The following is a 17,375-nucleotide window of genomic DNA, read 5'->3' as shown; positions in this document are numbered from 1 at the left end:
TACTCGTCGTATGATGTAGGCAAATAACAATGAGCAAAGTTCGCAGAACAACGACGAAAAAAGCGAGAACAACAATGACCTATTCAATCGCACTAAAATTAAGCCCAGCTACCTATCAGCGTTTTCAGCAGTTACATCAACAGTTTAACCAGGGTAATCCGCACAGTCTGGCCAAGCCTTTAGGCGAGGTGCTGTCACATATTTCCTGTGAAATTGTTGATCAGGTGTTTGGCGAAATTGCCCGGACCAGCAGCTCGCCCGACCGTGAATCGGAAAAAATTGTGCAGCAGGTGATGGACACCGTGCAAAAATATATGCCGTGGTCAGTGTCATTTTTTGGCAATGACCGTCTGGTGCCGATGGTGAATTATCTGCAACAGAAAACCTATGAAAAAGAGGGGCAGGCCTATGTGGCCTATCCGGTCGATAATGTGCTGATTAAAGAAACCTTGGGTTGTGTCGAACAAATCCGGCAGGGCAATAGTGCCTATATCCAGCCAGCCTTTCGGGCTTTTACCCAGATTGTCGATCAGGGCGTGACCAGTCTGGTCCGCGAGCCAAAGAAAATGCTGAAGTTTAATTTTATGGTCGATAAAACCCTGACCGGGGTGATTCAGCTGACTACCCAGCTTGGCTATAAGCGGCTGGAAAAACTCGGCACCCAGTTTGATACCCGCATAACGGAACAGTATTTCAATCATTTTCTGGGCTTTGTGGGCAATGACCCGCAGCCAGAGCGCGGTTACACTGATATTCATCACAACAAATGAACGTATAGAGGGACAGATTCATGGCCAAGCAGGATTTAACAGGAAAAGTGGTGTGGATTACCGGGGCATCTTCCGGATTGGGCAAAGCCTTGGCCAAAGAATGTGCCTTGCAAGGTGCCGACGTCATTCTGACCGCACGCCGTTATGAAGAGCTGGAAAAGGTGCGCGTGACTTTACTGAACCCGGAACGCCATGTGTCAGTTTGTGCCGATATTACCGATGAATCACAGGTACGGCATGCTTATGCGCAGGTGTTAGCGGCCAAAGGCCGGATAGACTGGCTGATTAACAATGCCGGTCTTAGCCAGCGCGCGCTGATTCAGGACACCACCATGCAGACAGAACGTGCCATTATGGAAGTCGATTATTTCTCGCAGGTGTTCCTGACCAAAACCGTGTTACCGACCTTTATTGCCCAGAAATCGGGACGGATTGCCTTTGTCTCTAGTGTCGCCGGTTTGCTCGGCACCCAGTACCGTGCCTCTTATTCGGCGGCCAAAGCCGCAATTCATATGTGGGCCAACAGTTTGCGTGCGGAAGTGGCGCAAGATGGCGTCGAGGTTTCGGTGATTTTCCCCGGCTTTGTCAAAACCAATGTGTCCTTTAATGCCTTAAATGGCGAAGGCAAACCGCAGGGCCATCAGGATGAAGCGATTGAAAATGGTCTGGAGCCGGACCTGTTTGCCCAGACCACGGTCAGTGCCTTGCTGGCGGGAGAGGAATATATTGTGGTTGGTGGCGCCAAGGAAAAACTGGGGGTTTGGGTGTCGCGTTTATCGCCAAGTACGCTGTATAAAATGATCCGTAAAATGAAGGTGAAGTAATACGTTCCAGAGCATTTGACGAGATGAAGACAGATCAGGCCATCAGCTTATTTCTTGATGGCCGTCCCATAGGCAAACACTTCCACCATCCCACCTTGCATCCCCAGTTCGGTGGTGCTTAAACGCAGGCCTAAAATCTGGGTGGCGCCCATTTTCTCGGCTTCCAGCTTTAAGCGTACAATTGCTTCGCGGCGCGCACGTTCCACCACACTTTCATAACTGGTCAGGCGGCCACCGAGTAAATTCTGCACATTGGCAATTGCATATTTAAAGTAATCATGTGAAATCACCACATTGCTGCTGACCAGTTGGCCGGGTAGGTCAGTGCTTTTAAAGCGGCTGCTGTCGAGCTGGATATAGGCCAGTCGCTGTTCCTGTTCAGCCAGATATTGAAAATGCTTGCGTTCGTTATAGCGGCCAAAACCAAAGCCAACGGCAAACAGTACCGCAAAAATCAGCAGCTGCAGGAGCAATCCATCCATGACTTAGTCCTGTGCAGGGAAGGGATCAGGCAGTTTTGGCATGATTGGATCGACAATCACCGCCGTACCATAAACGAACAGTTCAGATGCACCCTGGGCAATGTTGGAAGTAGAAAAACGGATTCCGACAATGGCATTGGCACCCATGCTGCGCGCTTTGTCGATCATCCGGTTCATGGCTTCCTGACGCGATTCTTCCAGCAGTTCGGTATAGGCTGTCAGCTCACCACCGACAATATTTTTCAGTCCGGCCAGCAGGTCACGGCCGACATGCTTGCTGCGTACCGTACTGCCATATACCACATCAATTTGCTGGCGAATGGTGTGTCCGGGTACAGATTCCAAATTACTCAGTAACATGTGATGACCAATAACAATAGATTGATCATGAAGATAGAAAAACTGCGGGCAAAATGCAATCAAAAACATCTCTTTTGTAGTTTTATGCGGGCAGATGTGCATCCAATCCTTTGGCGAGTCACTACAAGCAAAACAGGATTTCTTTGCTCTAATCATCACTGTATTGAACTGCTTTGATCTCATGGATGATCCAGGCACATCATCAGGCAAAGAAAAAGCCAGTCAGCGCGGGGCTCACTGGCTTGATCATCAAGCGATGAGGATGAAATCACCCTGCTGCTTGACGCTGCAACTCAGACAATCTTATTGCTGAGCAGCGCGGCGTTGTTCTGCCACAGACGGCTGCTGGGTCACTTGATCTGAAGTGTTAGCTTTCAGGCCGCCACCTAAGGTTTTATACAGTTCCACCTGATTGTTCAAATTGGCCTGTTCCAGCAATAATAGCCCTTGCTCGGCCGCATAAGAGGCACGCTGTGCATCCAGTACGGTTAGATAGCTGTCAATGCCGGCACGGAAACGGGCTTCCGACAGACGATAGGTGGTATTGGTGGCTTCCACCAGACGGCGCTGTGCGGCAATCCGGTCACCAATATTTTCACGCACTGCCAAGGCATCATTCACTTCACGGAAAGCGGTCTGAATCGACTTTTCATAATCTGATAGCGCAATCTGCTGATCGGTTTCTGAAATGCGGATATTGGCCTGACGTGTGCCCCAGTCAAAGATTGGAATATCCAGACTTGGACCAATTGACCAGACAAAGTTGCCTGATTTGAACAGGTCACTTAAATCGGCCGAGGCATAACCGGCGGAACCGGTCAGGCTGATGGTCGGGAACAGACGGGCACGCGCTGCGGCAATATTGGCACCTGCGGCAGACAGACGGTATTCCGCTGCACGGACATCGGGACGGTTTACCAGCAGATCACTTGGTAAGCCCGCACCAATTGCCGTATTGGAGGTAATGCGGGTAATGCGCTGTGCCGGCAGCAGATTGGCCGGAACCGGTTGACCCACCAGCAGATTCAGCAGGTTTTGTGCCTGCGCCACCTGAGTCTTATAGTTAGCTACATCATTACGCGCGGTTTCGACTGAAATTTGCGCCTGACGTACCGGTAGTTCGCTGTCGATGCCAACGTCAAAACGTTTTTTGTTCAGGTTATACGATTCAAGCTGGGCCTTTAAAGTTTGCTCGGCCAGTTTCAGGTTGGCATTGGCAAAGGAATAGCTGAGCCAGGCCTGAGATACCTGACCAATCAGGGCAATTTGCGTGGCATCACGGGCGCTCTGGGTGGCCAGGAAATTATCCAGTGCATTGTCACGCAGGCTACGGACCCGACCCCAGAAATCCAGCTCATAGGCGGTGACCCCTAAACCTACGTTATAGGAGGTGCTTGGGCCACGACCCTGATTGCTCATGGTGTCCTGACGTAACACGCTGCCACTGGCGCCAATGGTCGGTAACTGGTTATTTTCAGTAATCTGGTACTGTTGCTGGGCACGCTGGATGTTCAGCGCCGCAGTACGTAAATCACGGTTATTGGTCAAGGCCAGATCCAGCACCTGTAGCAGGCGCTGATCGGCAAAGAAATCTTTATAACCCTGTTCTGCAACAGAGCTTCCGGAAGCATTGCTATAGCTGCTCGGAATATTCGCCTGAGCAACCGGCTCTGGCCCGCGCATACTCTGACAGGCTGTCAAAGCAAGCGCAAGGGCAGAAACCGCAATACCACGGCCTGTAAGAGACCATAAGTTTTGCATCACGATACATGCTCCTGATGATTTTGTTGTTTTGGTTTGTATTTAAAGATACTTCGAATCCACACGTAGAATACCGGGATAAAGAAGATACCCAACAAGGTCGAACTGATTACGCCGCCCAGAACACCATAACCGACCGAGTGCTGGCTACCTGCACCTGCACCTGAAGACAGGGCCAGCGGCAGTACACCAAAACCGAAGGCTAAAGTGGTCATGATAATTGGACGTAAACGCATTTTTGCCGCATGTAAAGTGGCTTCAAACAGGTCTTCACCTTTTTCCTGCAACTCTTTGGCGAATTCGACAATCAGGATCGCGTTTTTCGCAGATAGACCAATCACCGCAATAATCGCCACCTGGAAGTAGATGTTATTCGACAGGTTCGGGTTCTGGAACAGCACCATCCCGCTGAAGGTCAGGAACAGGGCACCGACAATACCTAATGGTACGACCAGTAATACCGAGAACGGAATTGACCAGCTTTCATACAGTGCTGCCAGACACAGGAAGACGATTAATAGCGACAGCGCATACAGGAATGGTGCCTGATCACCCGATTCACGTTCTTCCAGTGACAGACCGGTCCATTCATAGTCGAAACCTTGCAAGCCCATGTCTGGCAGCTTGGCAATAATTTCTTCCATGGCCACCATCGCATCACCCGAGCTGACGCCAGGCGCTGGTGTACCCTGAATGTTCATGGAGGATACGCCGTTATAACGCTCTAAACGTGGTGAACCATAAGTCCATTCACCGGTTGCAAAGGCCGAGAATGGTACCATTTCGCCGCGGTTATTACGTACATACCATTGATCGAGGTCTTCCGGCATCATACGTGAGCTTGCTTCACCCTGAACATAGACTTTCTTGACACGACCGCGGTCGATAAAGTCATTGATGTACGAACCACCCCAGGCCATGCCCATGGTGCTGTTAATTTCAGCAATACTCACGCCCAAGGCACCGGCCTGCGCATGGTCCACAATCACGCGGTACTGTGGTGTATCTTCCTGACCATTTGGACGAACCCCGGCCAGACGTGGATCTTTGGCTGCTTCACCTAAAATGATGTTACGTGCCATGGTCAGTTTTTCATGACCCTGACCGCTGGCATCTTTCAGCTGCAGGTTAAAGCCGGCACTCACGCCCAGTTCAGGCATGGCAGGCAATTGCAGTGGCATGATGTAAGAAGCATCTTTAACAATCATGTTCAGTGCCATACCACGCTGGATAATCGCACCGACCTGAGATTCTGGCGAAGTACGTTCTGACCAGTCTTTCAGCTTAATGAAGGCCAGACCTGCGTTTTGTCCAACCCCGGTGAAGGAGAAGCCGGCCACACTAAACACAGACTCGACATGCTCTTTCTCATTTTCCAGGAAGTAGTTGGTCATGGTGCTGACAACTTTGTCAGTCCGTTCCAGACTGGCATTTGGTGGCAATTGCACCAGTGTCATCACCACACCTTGGTCTTCATCCGGCAGGAATGAAGATGGCAGTTTCTGGAATAACAGCACAATCACAACCAGCACTGCACCGTAAATAATCCCGGAGAAAATCTTGCTGTGGGTCATACGGTTCACACCGCCCTGATATTTCACCGACAGCTTGTCAAAGCTGCGGTTAAACCAGCGGAAGAAACGCGCAAACAGACCGTTGCTTTCTGGCTTGTTCGGATCATGCTGTTTCAGCATGGTCGCACACAGGGCAGGGGTAAAGGTTAAGGCTACAATCAGCGACAGTACCATTGCCGTGACCAGGGTCACCGAGAACTGACGATAAATCACCCCGGTCGTACCACCGAAGAATGCCATTGGTACGAATACCGCAGACAGCACCGAGGTAATCCCGATTAACGCGCCAGAAATCTGTTTCATTGACTTTTCAGTGGCTACCACAGGGTCGAGATGTTCTTCGACCATGACACGTTCCACGTTTTCCACCACGACAATCGCGTCATCGACCAGCAGACCAATCGCCAGAACCATCGCAAACATGGTCAGGGTGTTAATCGAGAAGCCGAACATGTTGATGACGGCAAAGGTCCCCAAGACCACCACCGGTACAGCCATGGTTGGAATAATGGTAGCGCGCCAGTTCTGCAGGAACAGGAACATCACCAGGAATACCAGAATAATCGCTTCAATTAAGGTTTTAACAACACTCTTAATCGACAATTCAATAAATGGTGTGGTATCAAAGCCCAGCTGATCGACCATCCCTTGCGGGTAGTTTGGACGTAACAGCTTTAAGCGCTCTTCAACGGCTTGGGCGGTATCCAGCGCGTTGGCACCGGTTGCCAGTTTAATCGCAACACCACCGGCAGGTTTGCCGTTGAATTTGGAATCAAACTGATAGTTGTCTGCACCGAGTTCTACACGGGCCACATCACCCAGACGCACCTGTGCACCTGAAGCAGTATTTTTCAGGAAGATATTGCTGAACTGTTCTGGGGTTTGCAGCAGGCTTTGTGCCGTTACGGTTGCGTTGAGCACCTGACCTTCTACGGCTGGTGCACCACCTAGCTGACCGACAGCGACCTGGGCATTCTGGGTACGAATGGCAGTGGCAATATCACTTGGTGTAACTTGCAGGCTGGCCATTTTGGCGGGGTCCAGCCAGATGCGCATTGCATAGGAACCACCAAACACCTGCACTTCACCGACCCCGGCCACACGGCTTAAGGGTTCGGAAATATTGGAGTTAACATAGTCTTTAATGTCATTTGCCGACATGCTGCCATCAGGCGAATAGAAGGCCAGAACCTGCAGGAAGCTGGCGCCTGATTTAGTGACCCGTACCCCTTGACGCTGGACATCTTCCGGCAGCAGGGCAGTAGCAGACTGTAATTTGTTCTGTACCTGAACCTGGGCGATGTCAGGATCGACGCCTTGTTCAAAGTTCAGTGCAATAGATGCAGAACCGTTACCGGCACTGTTCGATGAAATATAACGCAAGCCATCGAGACCATTCATCTGCTGTTCAATAATCTGGGTCACTGTGTTTTCAACTGTTTCAGCCGAAGCACCCGGATAAGTCGCAGAAATGGTGACCGTTGGCGGCGCAATGGTCGGATACTGGGCAATGGGCATATTGGATAGGGTTAGAATACCCGCCAACATGATCACCAGTGCAATCACCCATGCAAAAATCGGGCGATGAATAAAAAATTGAGCCATTGAAGTCTACCCCTTATGTATTTGAAGTAGCTTTTTGTTCAGCCTGAGCATCCGCCTGATCTGCTGGTTGTTTTGCCTTATCTGATGCAGCAGGTTGCTGGGCACCTTGTGGCGCGGCAGCTTGCGGTTGATATGGTTTGGCTACCACTTTCTGTTCCGGCTTGACTTTGGCAATGCCTTCTACAATAACTTTGTCACCGGTTTGCAGACCTTCAGTCACAATCCAGTCTTTGCCCTGAATACCGGCAGTGGTTACTGGACGTGGTTCAACCACGCCTTTGGCATTGACCAGCATCGCCATGGCCTGACCGGTTGGGGTGCGGGTAATGGCAGCTTGCGGAATCAGCACGGCATTTGGAATTACCCCTTGCACAATTTGTGCAGTGGCAAACATGCCTGGCAATAACAGATGGTTTGGATTCGGGAATACTGCACGTAAAGTCACGGTACCCGTATCCGGATTAACGCTGGCATCGGAGAATGCCAGACGGCCTTCAACCGGATAATAGCTGCCGTCTTCCAGTTTCAGCTTGACTGTGGTGTTGTTACTGCTGTTTAAATCACCTTTACTCAGCTGCTGGCGTAAACGTAGCAGTTCAGCACTTGACTGGTTGATATCCACATAAATCGGGTCCAGACGCTGAATGGTCACTAACGGTTCCTGCTGGCTGGCAGTCACTAATGCACCTGCAGTCACGGTAGAACGGTTGGTCTGACCTGAAATTGGTGCACGTACGGTTGAATAACCCAGGTTAATTTCTGCATTGCGCAGTTCGGCACGGGTGGCCGCGACATCTGCTTCAGCCAGTTTCACCTGCGCCACAATGTCATCATATTCCTGTTTGGAAATGGCATTACTGCCCACCAATTGACGATAACGGCCTTCTTTGACACGTAAGACGTTCAGATTGGCCTGCTGACGTGCCAATGCTGCACGGGCGCTATCCACTGATGCACGGTTGGTCCGTGAATCAATTTCATATAAGGCCTGACCTTCACGTACATAGCTACCTTCGGTAAACAGACGTTTCTGCACCACACCGCTGGTTTGCGGGCGAACTTCAGAAATTTCAAAGGCAGTGGTACGGCCGGAAAGTTCAACAGACTGCTCGACACTTTGTGGCTGTACAACAATCACTCCAACTTCTGTTGGAGGCATTTGCTGCTGGGCTGCAGCTTGCTGCGCATCATTTGGATCTTTGCTACAACCCACAAGCGCGATGCTTGTGGCCAATGCGCAAGCAGTGAGGGCAGGGGCCCAAAGCTTTGCAGACATCATTCTTCCACCTCAATTAGATTTTTATCTATCTAAAAATTATTCATTGGTTTGCGCTGGCTGTACTTGATCAAGATCAGATAAAGCAGCGTGATCCAGATAAAACTTATGCTCCAGCCTGACAGGACATCTGAGGGAAAATGTACGCCAAGATACACTCTTGAAATTCCCATCAGCAACATCCACATAACAGTACATATTACAATGGCTTTATGTGCGGGATGTTGCATTGACACATAAATTGCAAGACAGCCCAGCGTTGCGGCATAAAAACTGTGTGCGCTGGGAAATGAGGCACCATAGCTATTGACCAGATGATACATTTCTGGCGGGCGCTCTCTTGCAATCAGATACTTGAGTATCCAGGCAGTGGCAAAACTCCCCATTAGTCCAATGCTGACCAGCACGATATTTGCATATTCCTTCTGCCTGGCCAGATACAGGCACCAAAGACTGGATAAAAATAATACAAATGGCATGCCACCAATGACAGATAACCCCGTCATTAGTGAATTCAACATCTCGTTACGGTGCTGGCTGAACCAGTCTACAATTGCCGAATCAAGGGCAGTGAGCGCTGGAACATAAAGCATTAACACGCTGAAAAAACACAACAAACCACCGAGATAAAGCAAAAAATTAGGCATGCCGAAATCCTGGTTAGTTTAGCTGATCCGAGCGCAGTCCGGTAATGGATTAAAGTGTACTCGACAGTACACTTCATTTCAAGCCTGTATAAATTATGCTAATTTCTTTTTCAATTCTTTTTAACACATGACAAAATAAATTAACAAATTCCTTAATGATGACCCTTGGCGGGGCCAGATTGTTCTTCAACTTCAACAGGTTGCTTTGGAGGCCAGAAAAAGTCACTTGGCCGGGTCAGGAAATGGGTCATGACCAGTTTGGCCAATGGCTTCCACTGTTCAAAACGTACCCGACGTGCGCGCAGGGCCACAATAATGGTGAGGGTGAAGCTGACAAATAAGTTGGTCAGGCCAATTAACAGTACCCCCAGGAAAGAAACAATAATCAGCCCTATTTCCGGACTGCCGTTGACGTTCATCAAGCCCTGAATAAAGTTGGCCGAGGCAAAGGCAATATGCCGGATATCTAAAGGCAGACCCAGAATATAGCCAATCGTACCCATACTGCCGAGCATAATCCCGAACAGGAAATTACCGGCCAGTGCGCCTAAGTTCCGTTCAATATAGGCGGCAAAACGGTCCAGCCGTTCCTGACTCATCCATTTTTTCAGTTTGGCATGCGCCTGTAGCCGTGGCCCGACTTTGCGGTACACCGCCATATTATCGAAGTAACCGGCAATCAGGCCCGATAAAAACAGACATACCCCGGCAATGGCTGCATGTGGAATTGCCAGAGAGGTAAACGGATTCAGGTCATGCAGCATTTTGCTGGCTTTGGCATGGTTCATTAAAGGCTCATGCAACGCCGCATCCCACATAAAGGCAATTAGGGCGGCCACCGGAATGGCAATCGAGATATTGCCCAGAATGGCAATAAACTGGGTCCGGATAATATTGATAATCAGCGCGGCCAGCTCGGCAATTTGCGCCATTTTCGAGCCTTTGCGATGCTGTACGGTCGAAGCCAGTGCGGCAGCGGTCATCGCCGGCTGTTTGGTGGCCACAGTAAAGTGCAGCACATGAATCAGCATAAAGCCCAGCGAGTAGTTCATGCTGTTAATAAAGGCCTGCATCAGCGGCGCCAAGGTTAAACGTGCCGCCAGCACCTTAAGGGTGGCCATGGTGGCAATAATCACCCCGGCCCCGGCAGCCGATTTATACATTTCCAGAAAGCCGGCCTTGTCGGTACTTACATAATGTTCACCGGTTTTACTGGCATTTTCAGTCACCTGCAAGGCCATCAATTCACTGTTGGTAGCCAGCAGGGAGCGGACACTGCGTTCGCTATACAGCGCGGTGGTAATATCGACCAGTAGCTCGCCCATGGCGCTATAACGCACATCATCTTCTTCAACAATCAGGTTCAGCAGCAGTTCAATCCGGTCCAGACACTGTTCCAGTAAGGACAGCAAATAGGTCAGGCTGACACTGACCCCAATCCGTTTGGTGGCCCGGCGAATTTTATGGCTGACGTTACGGCACTGGTCAATCATCACCAGCGCCTGTGAGGCATCCGGTGGAATTACCGCTTCAAATTTGTCGGCACTTTGATGCAGGTTTTTATACTGCACAATGAAATCGTTGATTTCACGGTTCTGCACTAAAAATGGTGATTCGTATTCGGTCAGTTCCGGATGGGCATTAATAAATTCCGGATATAAACCAATTCCGCTGACCCGATAGGACAGAACGGTAATGGCTTTAATGATTTCCTGACGAATCAGTTTTTTATCATCCTGATTACGATGGCCCTGATTCAGCAGGCGAAACAGCTGCTGCCACTGCTGATCTTCAATATCATCCAGCCAGTATTTATCACTGCGCTGATGGAAAATGCGGCGCAGCAAGTCCTGCAGCTGGCTCTGATCATTAATCAGCGGTAAAAAATGCGCCCCTAGGCGCTGAAACAGCTGGCTCCAGAAACCATCTAAAGACAGGATGCCGGTATCGGCATACAGGCTGGTCTGTTTGTACTGGCTGATTAAGCAGAGCACAAAACTTTGTAAGGTATTGGCGGCATTGGGCGTAATCAGCAGGGCATGTAAAAAGGCCTGAAACTTTTCTTGTATTTCTTCGCTATTTTCGGTGTTGGCTGGTCGAATACGGTTGACCAGCTCAATGAGCAGTTGCTCGTCAAGATCAGCGGGCGTGGTTTCCAGCTGATCCTGCATGTTCAGGAATAGGTCATAAAATTTTATATGCATAGGCAAGGATGAAGCTATTTATTGAATTCGGTGCAGGGCCAGCTTGGCCAGATTGACCAGGGCCTGACGATAGATTGTATCTGGCAAGGCATTTAAGGCCGCAATTGCAGCTTCGGTTTCTTCCGTGGCACGCTGCTGGCAATAATCCAGTGCACCAGAGGTCTGTACAATCTCGATAACCTGCGCCAAGTCGGAGGTTCCGCCGGTGGCAATACTGCGGCGGATAATTTCATGTTGCGCACCGCTGGTATTTTTCAGGGCGGCAATTAAAGGCAAGGTCGGTTTACCTTCCATCAGGTCATCCCCGATATTTTTACCCAGGGTTTCGGCATCTGAGGTGTAATCCAGAATATCGTCAATGATCTGGAAAGCATTACCAAAATGGCCGGCAAAGACACGTAACGGTTCACGGTATTCCGGCTTGTTGGTTAAAATGGCGGCACCTTCGGTGGCCAGTTCAAACAGGCGCGAGGTTTTGCCGTGAATAATATCTAAATAAGTCTGTTCGGTGGTGTCCGGCTGATGCTGCGATTGCAATTGCAATACTTCACCTTCGGCAATTTCACAGGTGCCGGTCGAGAAATCTTTTAGCAAGGTCATGTTGTCTAAATCGACCAGCAGGTCAAAGGCGCGCGAAATCAGGAAGTCACCGACCAATACGGCGGTCTGGTTATTCCAGGTGGCATTGGCGGTTGGACGGCCACGACGCAAGCCAGATTCATCGACCACATCATCATGCACCAGGGTTGCGGTATGCAGCATTTCAATAATCGCCGCCAGTCTGCGTGCCTGTTCCAGATCTTCTGCGCCGCAGGCTTTGGCTGCGAGTAAACACATAATCGGACGCATACGTTTGCCACCGGCTTCCACCACATGCTTGCTGACTGCCATAACCAGTGCGACTTTTGAGGTAATGCCTTCATTAATGAACTGATCCATCGCGGCAAAATCGGAAGCAACAGGCGCGAGAATATCTTGCTTAAAGTCGATGGTCATGTGAAGGAGAACCTCAATTGTGTCAAGTAACAACGATAGTGTAACAATGAAAAACGTCTGGACAGGAAATCTGCAATCTGCGGTGCGGCCATTGTGGTTGTCGTTATGAAGTACGAGGCAATGGTCTGCTTTCCTGTTCGTGCTGGCGCTAATGGCCTCCCGGTGACAGGCAGCGGTGATAGCATCAGCATGCTGGCGTTTTCGATTCTAACAAGCAATTTGATTAGATCAATGAAAAATGTAGGGTTTTGACCATTTTTGTTGCTTTTCGTTGCATGTTTATAAAATAAACAGCCGGCTGATGCAATATTTTGGCTAAATCTCTTGTTGTTTGCAGCGTTATCCCTTAAAATCTCTGCCCTTGTATAACCCCAGTGGCGTTCGTTTTAAGATCGGTATATCCCTTTACCGGCACGACGACACGGGCATGTTTGGAGTACATTATGTACGCAGTAATCCAAAGCGGTGGTAAACAGCACCGTGTAGTTGAGGGTGAAACCCTTAAAGTTGAATTATTGAAAGCTGAAACTGGCGCAACTATTACGTTTGATGACGTATTAATGCTTGTAAACGGTGATAGCATTCAAATCGGTGCTCCAGTTGTAGCTGGCGCTAAAGTAACTGCAGAAGTGGTTGGCCATGGCCGTCACGACAAAATCCGCATCATCAAAATGCGTCGTCGTAAGCACTACCGTAAGCAACAAGGTCACCGTCAATGGTTCACCGAGTTGAAAATTACTGGTATTTCAGGCTAATCACTAGGAGTAATGAGACATGGCATCTAAAAAAGCCGGTGGTTCTACTAAGAACGGTCGTGATTCGAATCCTAAGATGTTAGGTGTTAAAGTTTACGGTGGTCAAACTGTAACTGCAGGTAACATCATCGTTCGTCAACGTGGTACAGAATTCCACGCTGGTGCAAATGTAGGTATGGGCCGTGACCATACTTTATTTGCTACTGCTGACGGCGTAGTAAAATTCGAAGTGAAAGGTCAATTTGGCCGTCGCTACGTATCTGTTGAATAAGATTCAATAGAACAAAAACCCACAGTTTTCTGTGGGTTTTTTTATGCATGTCGCATCGGGAAAGAGAGCAACCCTGATCTTCATGATGATGGATAAAAAAGAACATTTGATATTAATAAACATACAAAACTTCTTATTTTCTCTAAATTTAGGCACTTTATTTGGTTTAAGATGAGTCCATGAATACATTGCGATATGCAACAATAAAAGGTGAATCTATGAAAATGCTTCGTCAAACCATGTGTGCTATGGCATTGGGTGCTGCAACGCTGGCACCAGTGATGAGTACGACTGTGTATGCTGCGCCTGTGGCAGCATCGGAGCAGCAAGCCACTGCCAATCTGGTCAAACAATTGAGTCATATTAAAAGTATGACCGCTAACTTTGAGCAGACCACCAAAACCAGCGGCAAAGCGCCTAAAAACAAGGGCCTGACTGCCCAGCATATGAATCAGGAATTTAAAGGCGTAATGAAAGTGGCGCGCCCGGGTAAATTCTATTGGGAAACCACCAGTCCGGCCAAACAGACCATTGTGACCTCAGGGAAAACCGTCTGGATTTATGACCCGGACTTGCAGCAGGCCGTGCGTCAAAACCTGGATGAGCAGGTTGCCAATACGCCAGCACTGTTATTATCGGGCAATACCAACCAGATTATGCAGTCATACCGGGTGACCCAGCCAAACAAAGGCAAAACCTATTACACCCTGTATCCAAAAAGTGATGACGGTGCTTTCCAGAGTCTGACCATCAGTTTCGGTGCCAACAAAGCACCAAGCCTGATGATTCTAGAAGATTCCTTGGGTCAAACCACCTATGTGCGTTTTAACAATGTGAAGGTGAACCCGAACATTGCCAACTCGACCTTTAATTTCACCCCGCCAAAAGGCACGGATATTATTGATCAATAAGGGATGATGATCATTTCTTAAAAAGATTTTATCTGTGAAAGCAAAAACATAGAGGAGCCATTTTAATGGTTCCTTTATTTTTAGGTGAATAATCGTCCAATGGCAGGATTGAACGGAAAGTCAATTGAGCGAGTTAGGTCATGCAGATACGCACGAAATGAGAATAAAAATTCTCCTCCTTAAAAATGGTTAAAAATTAACCAAAAATAAGGGTTAATCAGAATCACGGCTGATCTGTCTGCTTTTGCCCTGTGAAAGAATCCACAATTTCTGTGGATAAATCTTGGGATAATTTATTTTTCCCGTTGAATAGGCCGCAGATGCACGATTAGGGTGCAGTCAGGATTTGATTTTATTTTAAAATTATCATCATGAATTTTAATGGAATATTATAAATTTTGGTATGTACTGCTGCGGGTGGTTTTTGGTTGATTTTTCATTTTTTATCGCAGGTTACAGAACTGCTCTAGGATCGAACAGCAGGAGTTTTATATAGTGGTAAATAGCTAAATTGAGCGTATACAACGCCTTAGCGGGGTAAAAACTGCTGAAAATTGCAGCATGAACATAGGGGGAAATGCAATGCAACATCTGAAATCAAATCTGCTCACCACGACCATCGCACTGACCACGGTGTTAATGCTAAGCGCCTGTCAGCCGAAGCAGGATGCCGCACCTCAGGTGGAGGCCGAGCAAAGTCAGACTCAGGCAGCTGCCATTCCCGTGATTCAGGCCAAAGTGGTACCGGTGGAACTGAAACAGCAGCAGCGCTGTGATGAAGAGGGCTGTACCGAATACGATATTCAGACGGTCAATACCAATGTGCCGTGGATCAATGCGTATTTTATGCAGCGGATTAAAAAGGCTGACCCGATTGCATTTAGTGAAGATGCCGCTTCTACTGCGTCAGCATCGTCAGCATCGTCAGCATCGTCAGCATCGTCAGCATCGTCAGCATCGTCAGCATCGTCAGCATCGTCAGCATCGTCAGCATCGTCAGCATCGTCAGCATCGTCAGCATCGTCAGCATCAGAGGCCAATAGCACAGAGGAGCCTAACCGTCTTAGCCTGAGTTCTACCTATGTACGTTATATTGGCCAGCATGGCCGTCTGGCTACCTTTAGCATGCAAAGCTATAGTTATCCGGCCGGGGCGGCGCATGGTATGCATCATCAGGAATTTGTGACCTTTGATTTAAACAGCAAGAAACGTCTGGCCTTGCAGGATATTCTACTGCCGAATAGTGAAGCCAAACTAGTACAAGAACTGTTTAACCATAATTACAACTGGCTGAATGAGCACAACATCCAGCGTGACAAACTGCGACTGAGTGACAATTTCTATTATGGTGCCAATGGACTGGTGTTTGTCTATCCATTGTATGAGCTGGCTTCCTATGCAGAAGGCATGCCGGAACTGGAGCTGCCGTATTATGCGGTGGACAAACTGATTAAAGCTGAATATCTGCCAAGTTTGCCGAAGTATCCGGCCCAGTAAATTGTGAAAAACTGCGCCAGATTGCTGTAATAAGCCCCAGCCGTGAAGCGGATTACTGTATTTTTTAACCCGAAGCGCTTACACTATAGCCAGTTTTTTTCTTTACAAAAGATTGGCTATGATCGACCCGAAATTACTCAGAAATAATATTGAGGCTGTAAATTTAGCCTTGGCAAAACGTGGTGTGCAACTCAATGTAGAAGAATGGGCATCATTGGAAGCTCGCCGTAAAGAAATCCAGTCCAAAACGGAAGCTCTACAGGCCGAACGTAATGCCGGTGCCAAACAGGTCGGTCAGATTAAAAAAGCCGGTGGTGATGCTTCAGAAATCATGGCACGTATGTCAGCCATTGGTGATGAAATTAAAGCAGCCGAAGTGGCTTTAAATGAATTACAGGCAGAAATTGAAACCAAATCACTGACCATTCCCAACCTGCCACATGAATCTGTGCCGGAAGGTAAAGATGAAGCCGATAACGTGGAAATCCTGACCTGGGGTACACCACGCGAATTTGATTTTGAAATCAAAGATCATACCGATTTAGGCGAATGGATGGGCGGTCTGGAGTTTGAAACTGCCACCAAACTGACCGGTTCTCGCTTTAGCGTTTTAAAAGGGCCATTGGCGCGTCTGCAACGTGCTTTAACCCAGTTTATGCTGGATACGCATACCCTGAAAAATGGCTATACCGAAGCCTATGTGCCGTACCTGGTCAATGCCGATTCTTTACGTGGTACCGGTCAATTACCAAAATTTGAAGAAGACCTGTTTAAGCTGCAGGGCGAAAAAGAGTTCTATTTAATTCCAACCGCGGAAGTGCCAGTCACCAACTTTGTCCGTGACGAAATTATTGATGCCGACCGTTTACCGCTGAAATATGCTGCGCATACCCCATGTTTCCGCAGTGAAGCCGGTTCTTATGGCCGTGATACGCGTGGTTTAATCCGTCAGCACCAGTTTGATAAAGTAGAAATGGTGCAAATCGTTAAACCTGAAGATTCTATGCAGGCACTGGAAGAGTTGACCGGTCATGCAGAAGGCATTTTGCAGGCGCTGGGCTTGCCGTACCGTAAAATCATCCTGTGTGGTGGTGATATGGGCTTTGGTGCGACCAAAACCTATGACCTGGAAGTGTGGGTGCCAAGTCAGAATACCTATCGTGAAATTTCTTCGTGTTCCAACATGGGTGATTTCCAGGCGCGTCGTATGAAAGCGCGTTATCGTGCCGACCAGAAGAAAACTGAATTTGTACATACCTTGAATGGTTCAGGTCTGGCTGTAGGTCGTACTTTACTGGCAGTCATGGAGAACTATCAGCGCGCGGATGGCTCAATTGAAGTGCCTGAAGTGCTACGTCCGTACATGGGTGGTGCAGAATATATCGACTAAATTCAGGTCGATGTACAGGATGCACCAATTTGTGCACAAAATTTGCTTAAGA

At 48.5% G+C, this 17,375-nt stretch carries 15 protein-coding genes; 7 read left to right on the top strand and 8 right to left on the bottom strand.

The features are described 5' to 3' along the window. The first annotated feature begins 74 nt into the window (after positions 1-74). Both FTU54_RS08835 and FTU54_RS08830 read left to right on the top strand, forming a co-directional pair. A complete protein-coding gene (locus FTU54_RS08835) occupies positions 75-770 on the top strand; it encodes a hypothetical protein (RefSeq protein WP_005176074.1) in 696 nt (231 codons plus the stop codon). 20 nt (positions 771-790) lie between these two features. Continuing rightward, entirely contained in the window at positions 791-1,594 is an 804-nt protein-coding gene (locus FTU54_RS08830; protein WP_160241550.1) for an SDR family NAD(P)-dependent oxidoreductase, read from the top strand. A gap of 47 nt (positions 1,595-1,641) precedes the next feature. Here FTU54_RS08830 and FTU54_RS08825 read toward each other — a convergent pair whose 3' ends face one another. The 8 genes from FTU54_RS08825 to sdsA form a co-directional block, all read right to left on the bottom strand. Continuing rightward, positions 1,642-2,076, bottom strand: a complete 435-nt coding sequence (locus FTU54_RS08825; protein WP_005176078.1) for a YbjQ family protein — start codon at positions 2,074-2,076, stop codon at positions 1,642-1,644. Positions 2,077-2,079: 3 nt separating this feature from the next. Continuing rightward, entirely contained in the window at positions 2,080-2,436 is a 357-nt protein-coding gene (locus FTU54_RS08820; protein ID WP_005176080.1) for a YbjQ family protein, read from the bottom strand. A gap of 303 nt (positions 2,437-2,739) precedes the next feature. Beyond that, entirely contained in the window at positions 2,740-4,197 is a 1,458-nt protein-coding gene (gene adeK / locus FTU54_RS08815) for a multidrug efflux RND transporter AdeIJK outer membrane channel subunit AdeK (protein ID WP_005176082.1), read from the bottom strand. Then, on the bottom strand, positions 4,197-7,376 hold the full coding sequence (locus FTU54_RS08810; protein ID WP_180062683.1) for an efflux RND transporter permease subunit: 3,180 nt from the start codon (positions 7,374-7,376) through the stop codon (positions 4,197-4,199). The genes adeK and FTU54_RS08810 overlap by 1 nt, the downstream gene beginning before the upstream one ends. 13 nt (positions 7,377-7,389) lie before the next feature. Then, on the bottom strand, positions 7,390-8,655 hold the full coding sequence (locus FTU54_RS08805; protein ID WP_005176086.1) for an efflux RND transporter periplasmic adaptor subunit: 1,266 nt from the start codon (positions 8,653-8,655) through the stop codon (positions 7,390-7,392). 29 nt (positions 8,656-8,684) lie between these two features. Next, positions 8,685-9,299, bottom strand: coding sequence for a phosphatase PAP2 family protein (locus tag FTU54_RS08800; protein WP_045795816.1), 615 nt, complete (start codon positions 9,297-9,299; stop codon positions 8,685-8,687). A 152-nt stretch (positions 9,300-9,451) separates the two neighbouring features. Further along, positions 9,452-11,503 (bottom strand): site-specific recombinase, encoded by a 2,052-nt coding sequence (locus tag FTU54_RS08795; protein ID WP_005176092.1) that lies wholly within the window; start codon positions 11,501-11,503, stop codon positions 9,452-9,454. A gap of 18 nt (positions 11,504-11,521) precedes the next feature. Continuing rightward, positions 11,522-12,499: an All-trans-nonaprenyl-diphosphate synthase gene (gene sdsA, locus FTU54_RS08790; protein ID WP_180054471.1), complete on the bottom strand. Its 978-nt coding sequence runs from the start codon at positions 12,497-12,499 to the stop codon at positions 11,522-11,524. 443 nt (positions 12,500-12,942) lie between these two features. Here sdsA and rplU point away from each other — a divergent pair, with 443 nt between their 5' ends. From rplU to serS, 5 genes are all read left to right on the top strand, one after another. Beyond that, positions 12,943-13,254, top strand: a complete 312-nt coding sequence (gene rplU, locus FTU54_RS08785; protein WP_005176105.1) for a 50S ribosomal protein L21 — start codon at positions 12,943-12,945, stop codon at positions 13,252-13,254. A gap of 19 nt (positions 13,255-13,273) precedes the next feature. After that, positions 13,274-13,525, top strand: coding sequence for a 50S ribosomal protein L27 (gene rpmA, locus FTU54_RS08780; RefSeq protein WP_005176106.1), 252 nt, complete (start codon positions 13,274-13,276; stop codon positions 13,523-13,525). 218 nt (positions 13,526-13,743) lie between these two features. Next, a complete protein-coding gene (gene lolA, locus FTU54_RS08775) occupies positions 13,744-14,436 on the top strand; it encodes an outer membrane lipoprotein chaperone LolA (protein ID WP_016659894.1) in 693 nt (230 codons plus the stop codon). A gap of 582 nt (positions 14,437-15,018) precedes the next feature. Further along, the gene (locus FTU54_RS08770; RefSeq protein ID WP_180054469.1) at positions 15,019-15,933 is read left to right on the top strand and encodes an RsiV family protein; all 915 of its coding nucleotides are present in this window, start codon (positions 15,019-15,021) and stop codon (positions 15,931-15,933) included. A 118-nt stretch (positions 15,934-16,051) separates the two neighbouring features. Continuing rightward, positions 16,052-17,323: a serine--tRNA ligase gene (serS, locus tag FTU54_RS08765; protein ID WP_016659896.1), complete on the top strand. Its 1,272-nt coding sequence runs from the start codon at positions 16,052-16,054 to the stop codon at positions 17,321-17,323. Positions 17,324-17,375 lie beyond the last annotated feature (52 nt).

The sequence above is a fragment of the Acinetobacter sp. YH12116 genome (assembly GCF_013418895.1).
GTDB lineage: Bacteria > Pseudomonadota > Gammaproteobacteria > Pseudomonadales > Moraxellaceae > Acinetobacter > Acinetobacter indicus.
The sequence above is the reverse complement of the archived record's forward strand: the minus strand, read 5'-3'. Positions and strand labels throughout refer to the sequence as shown.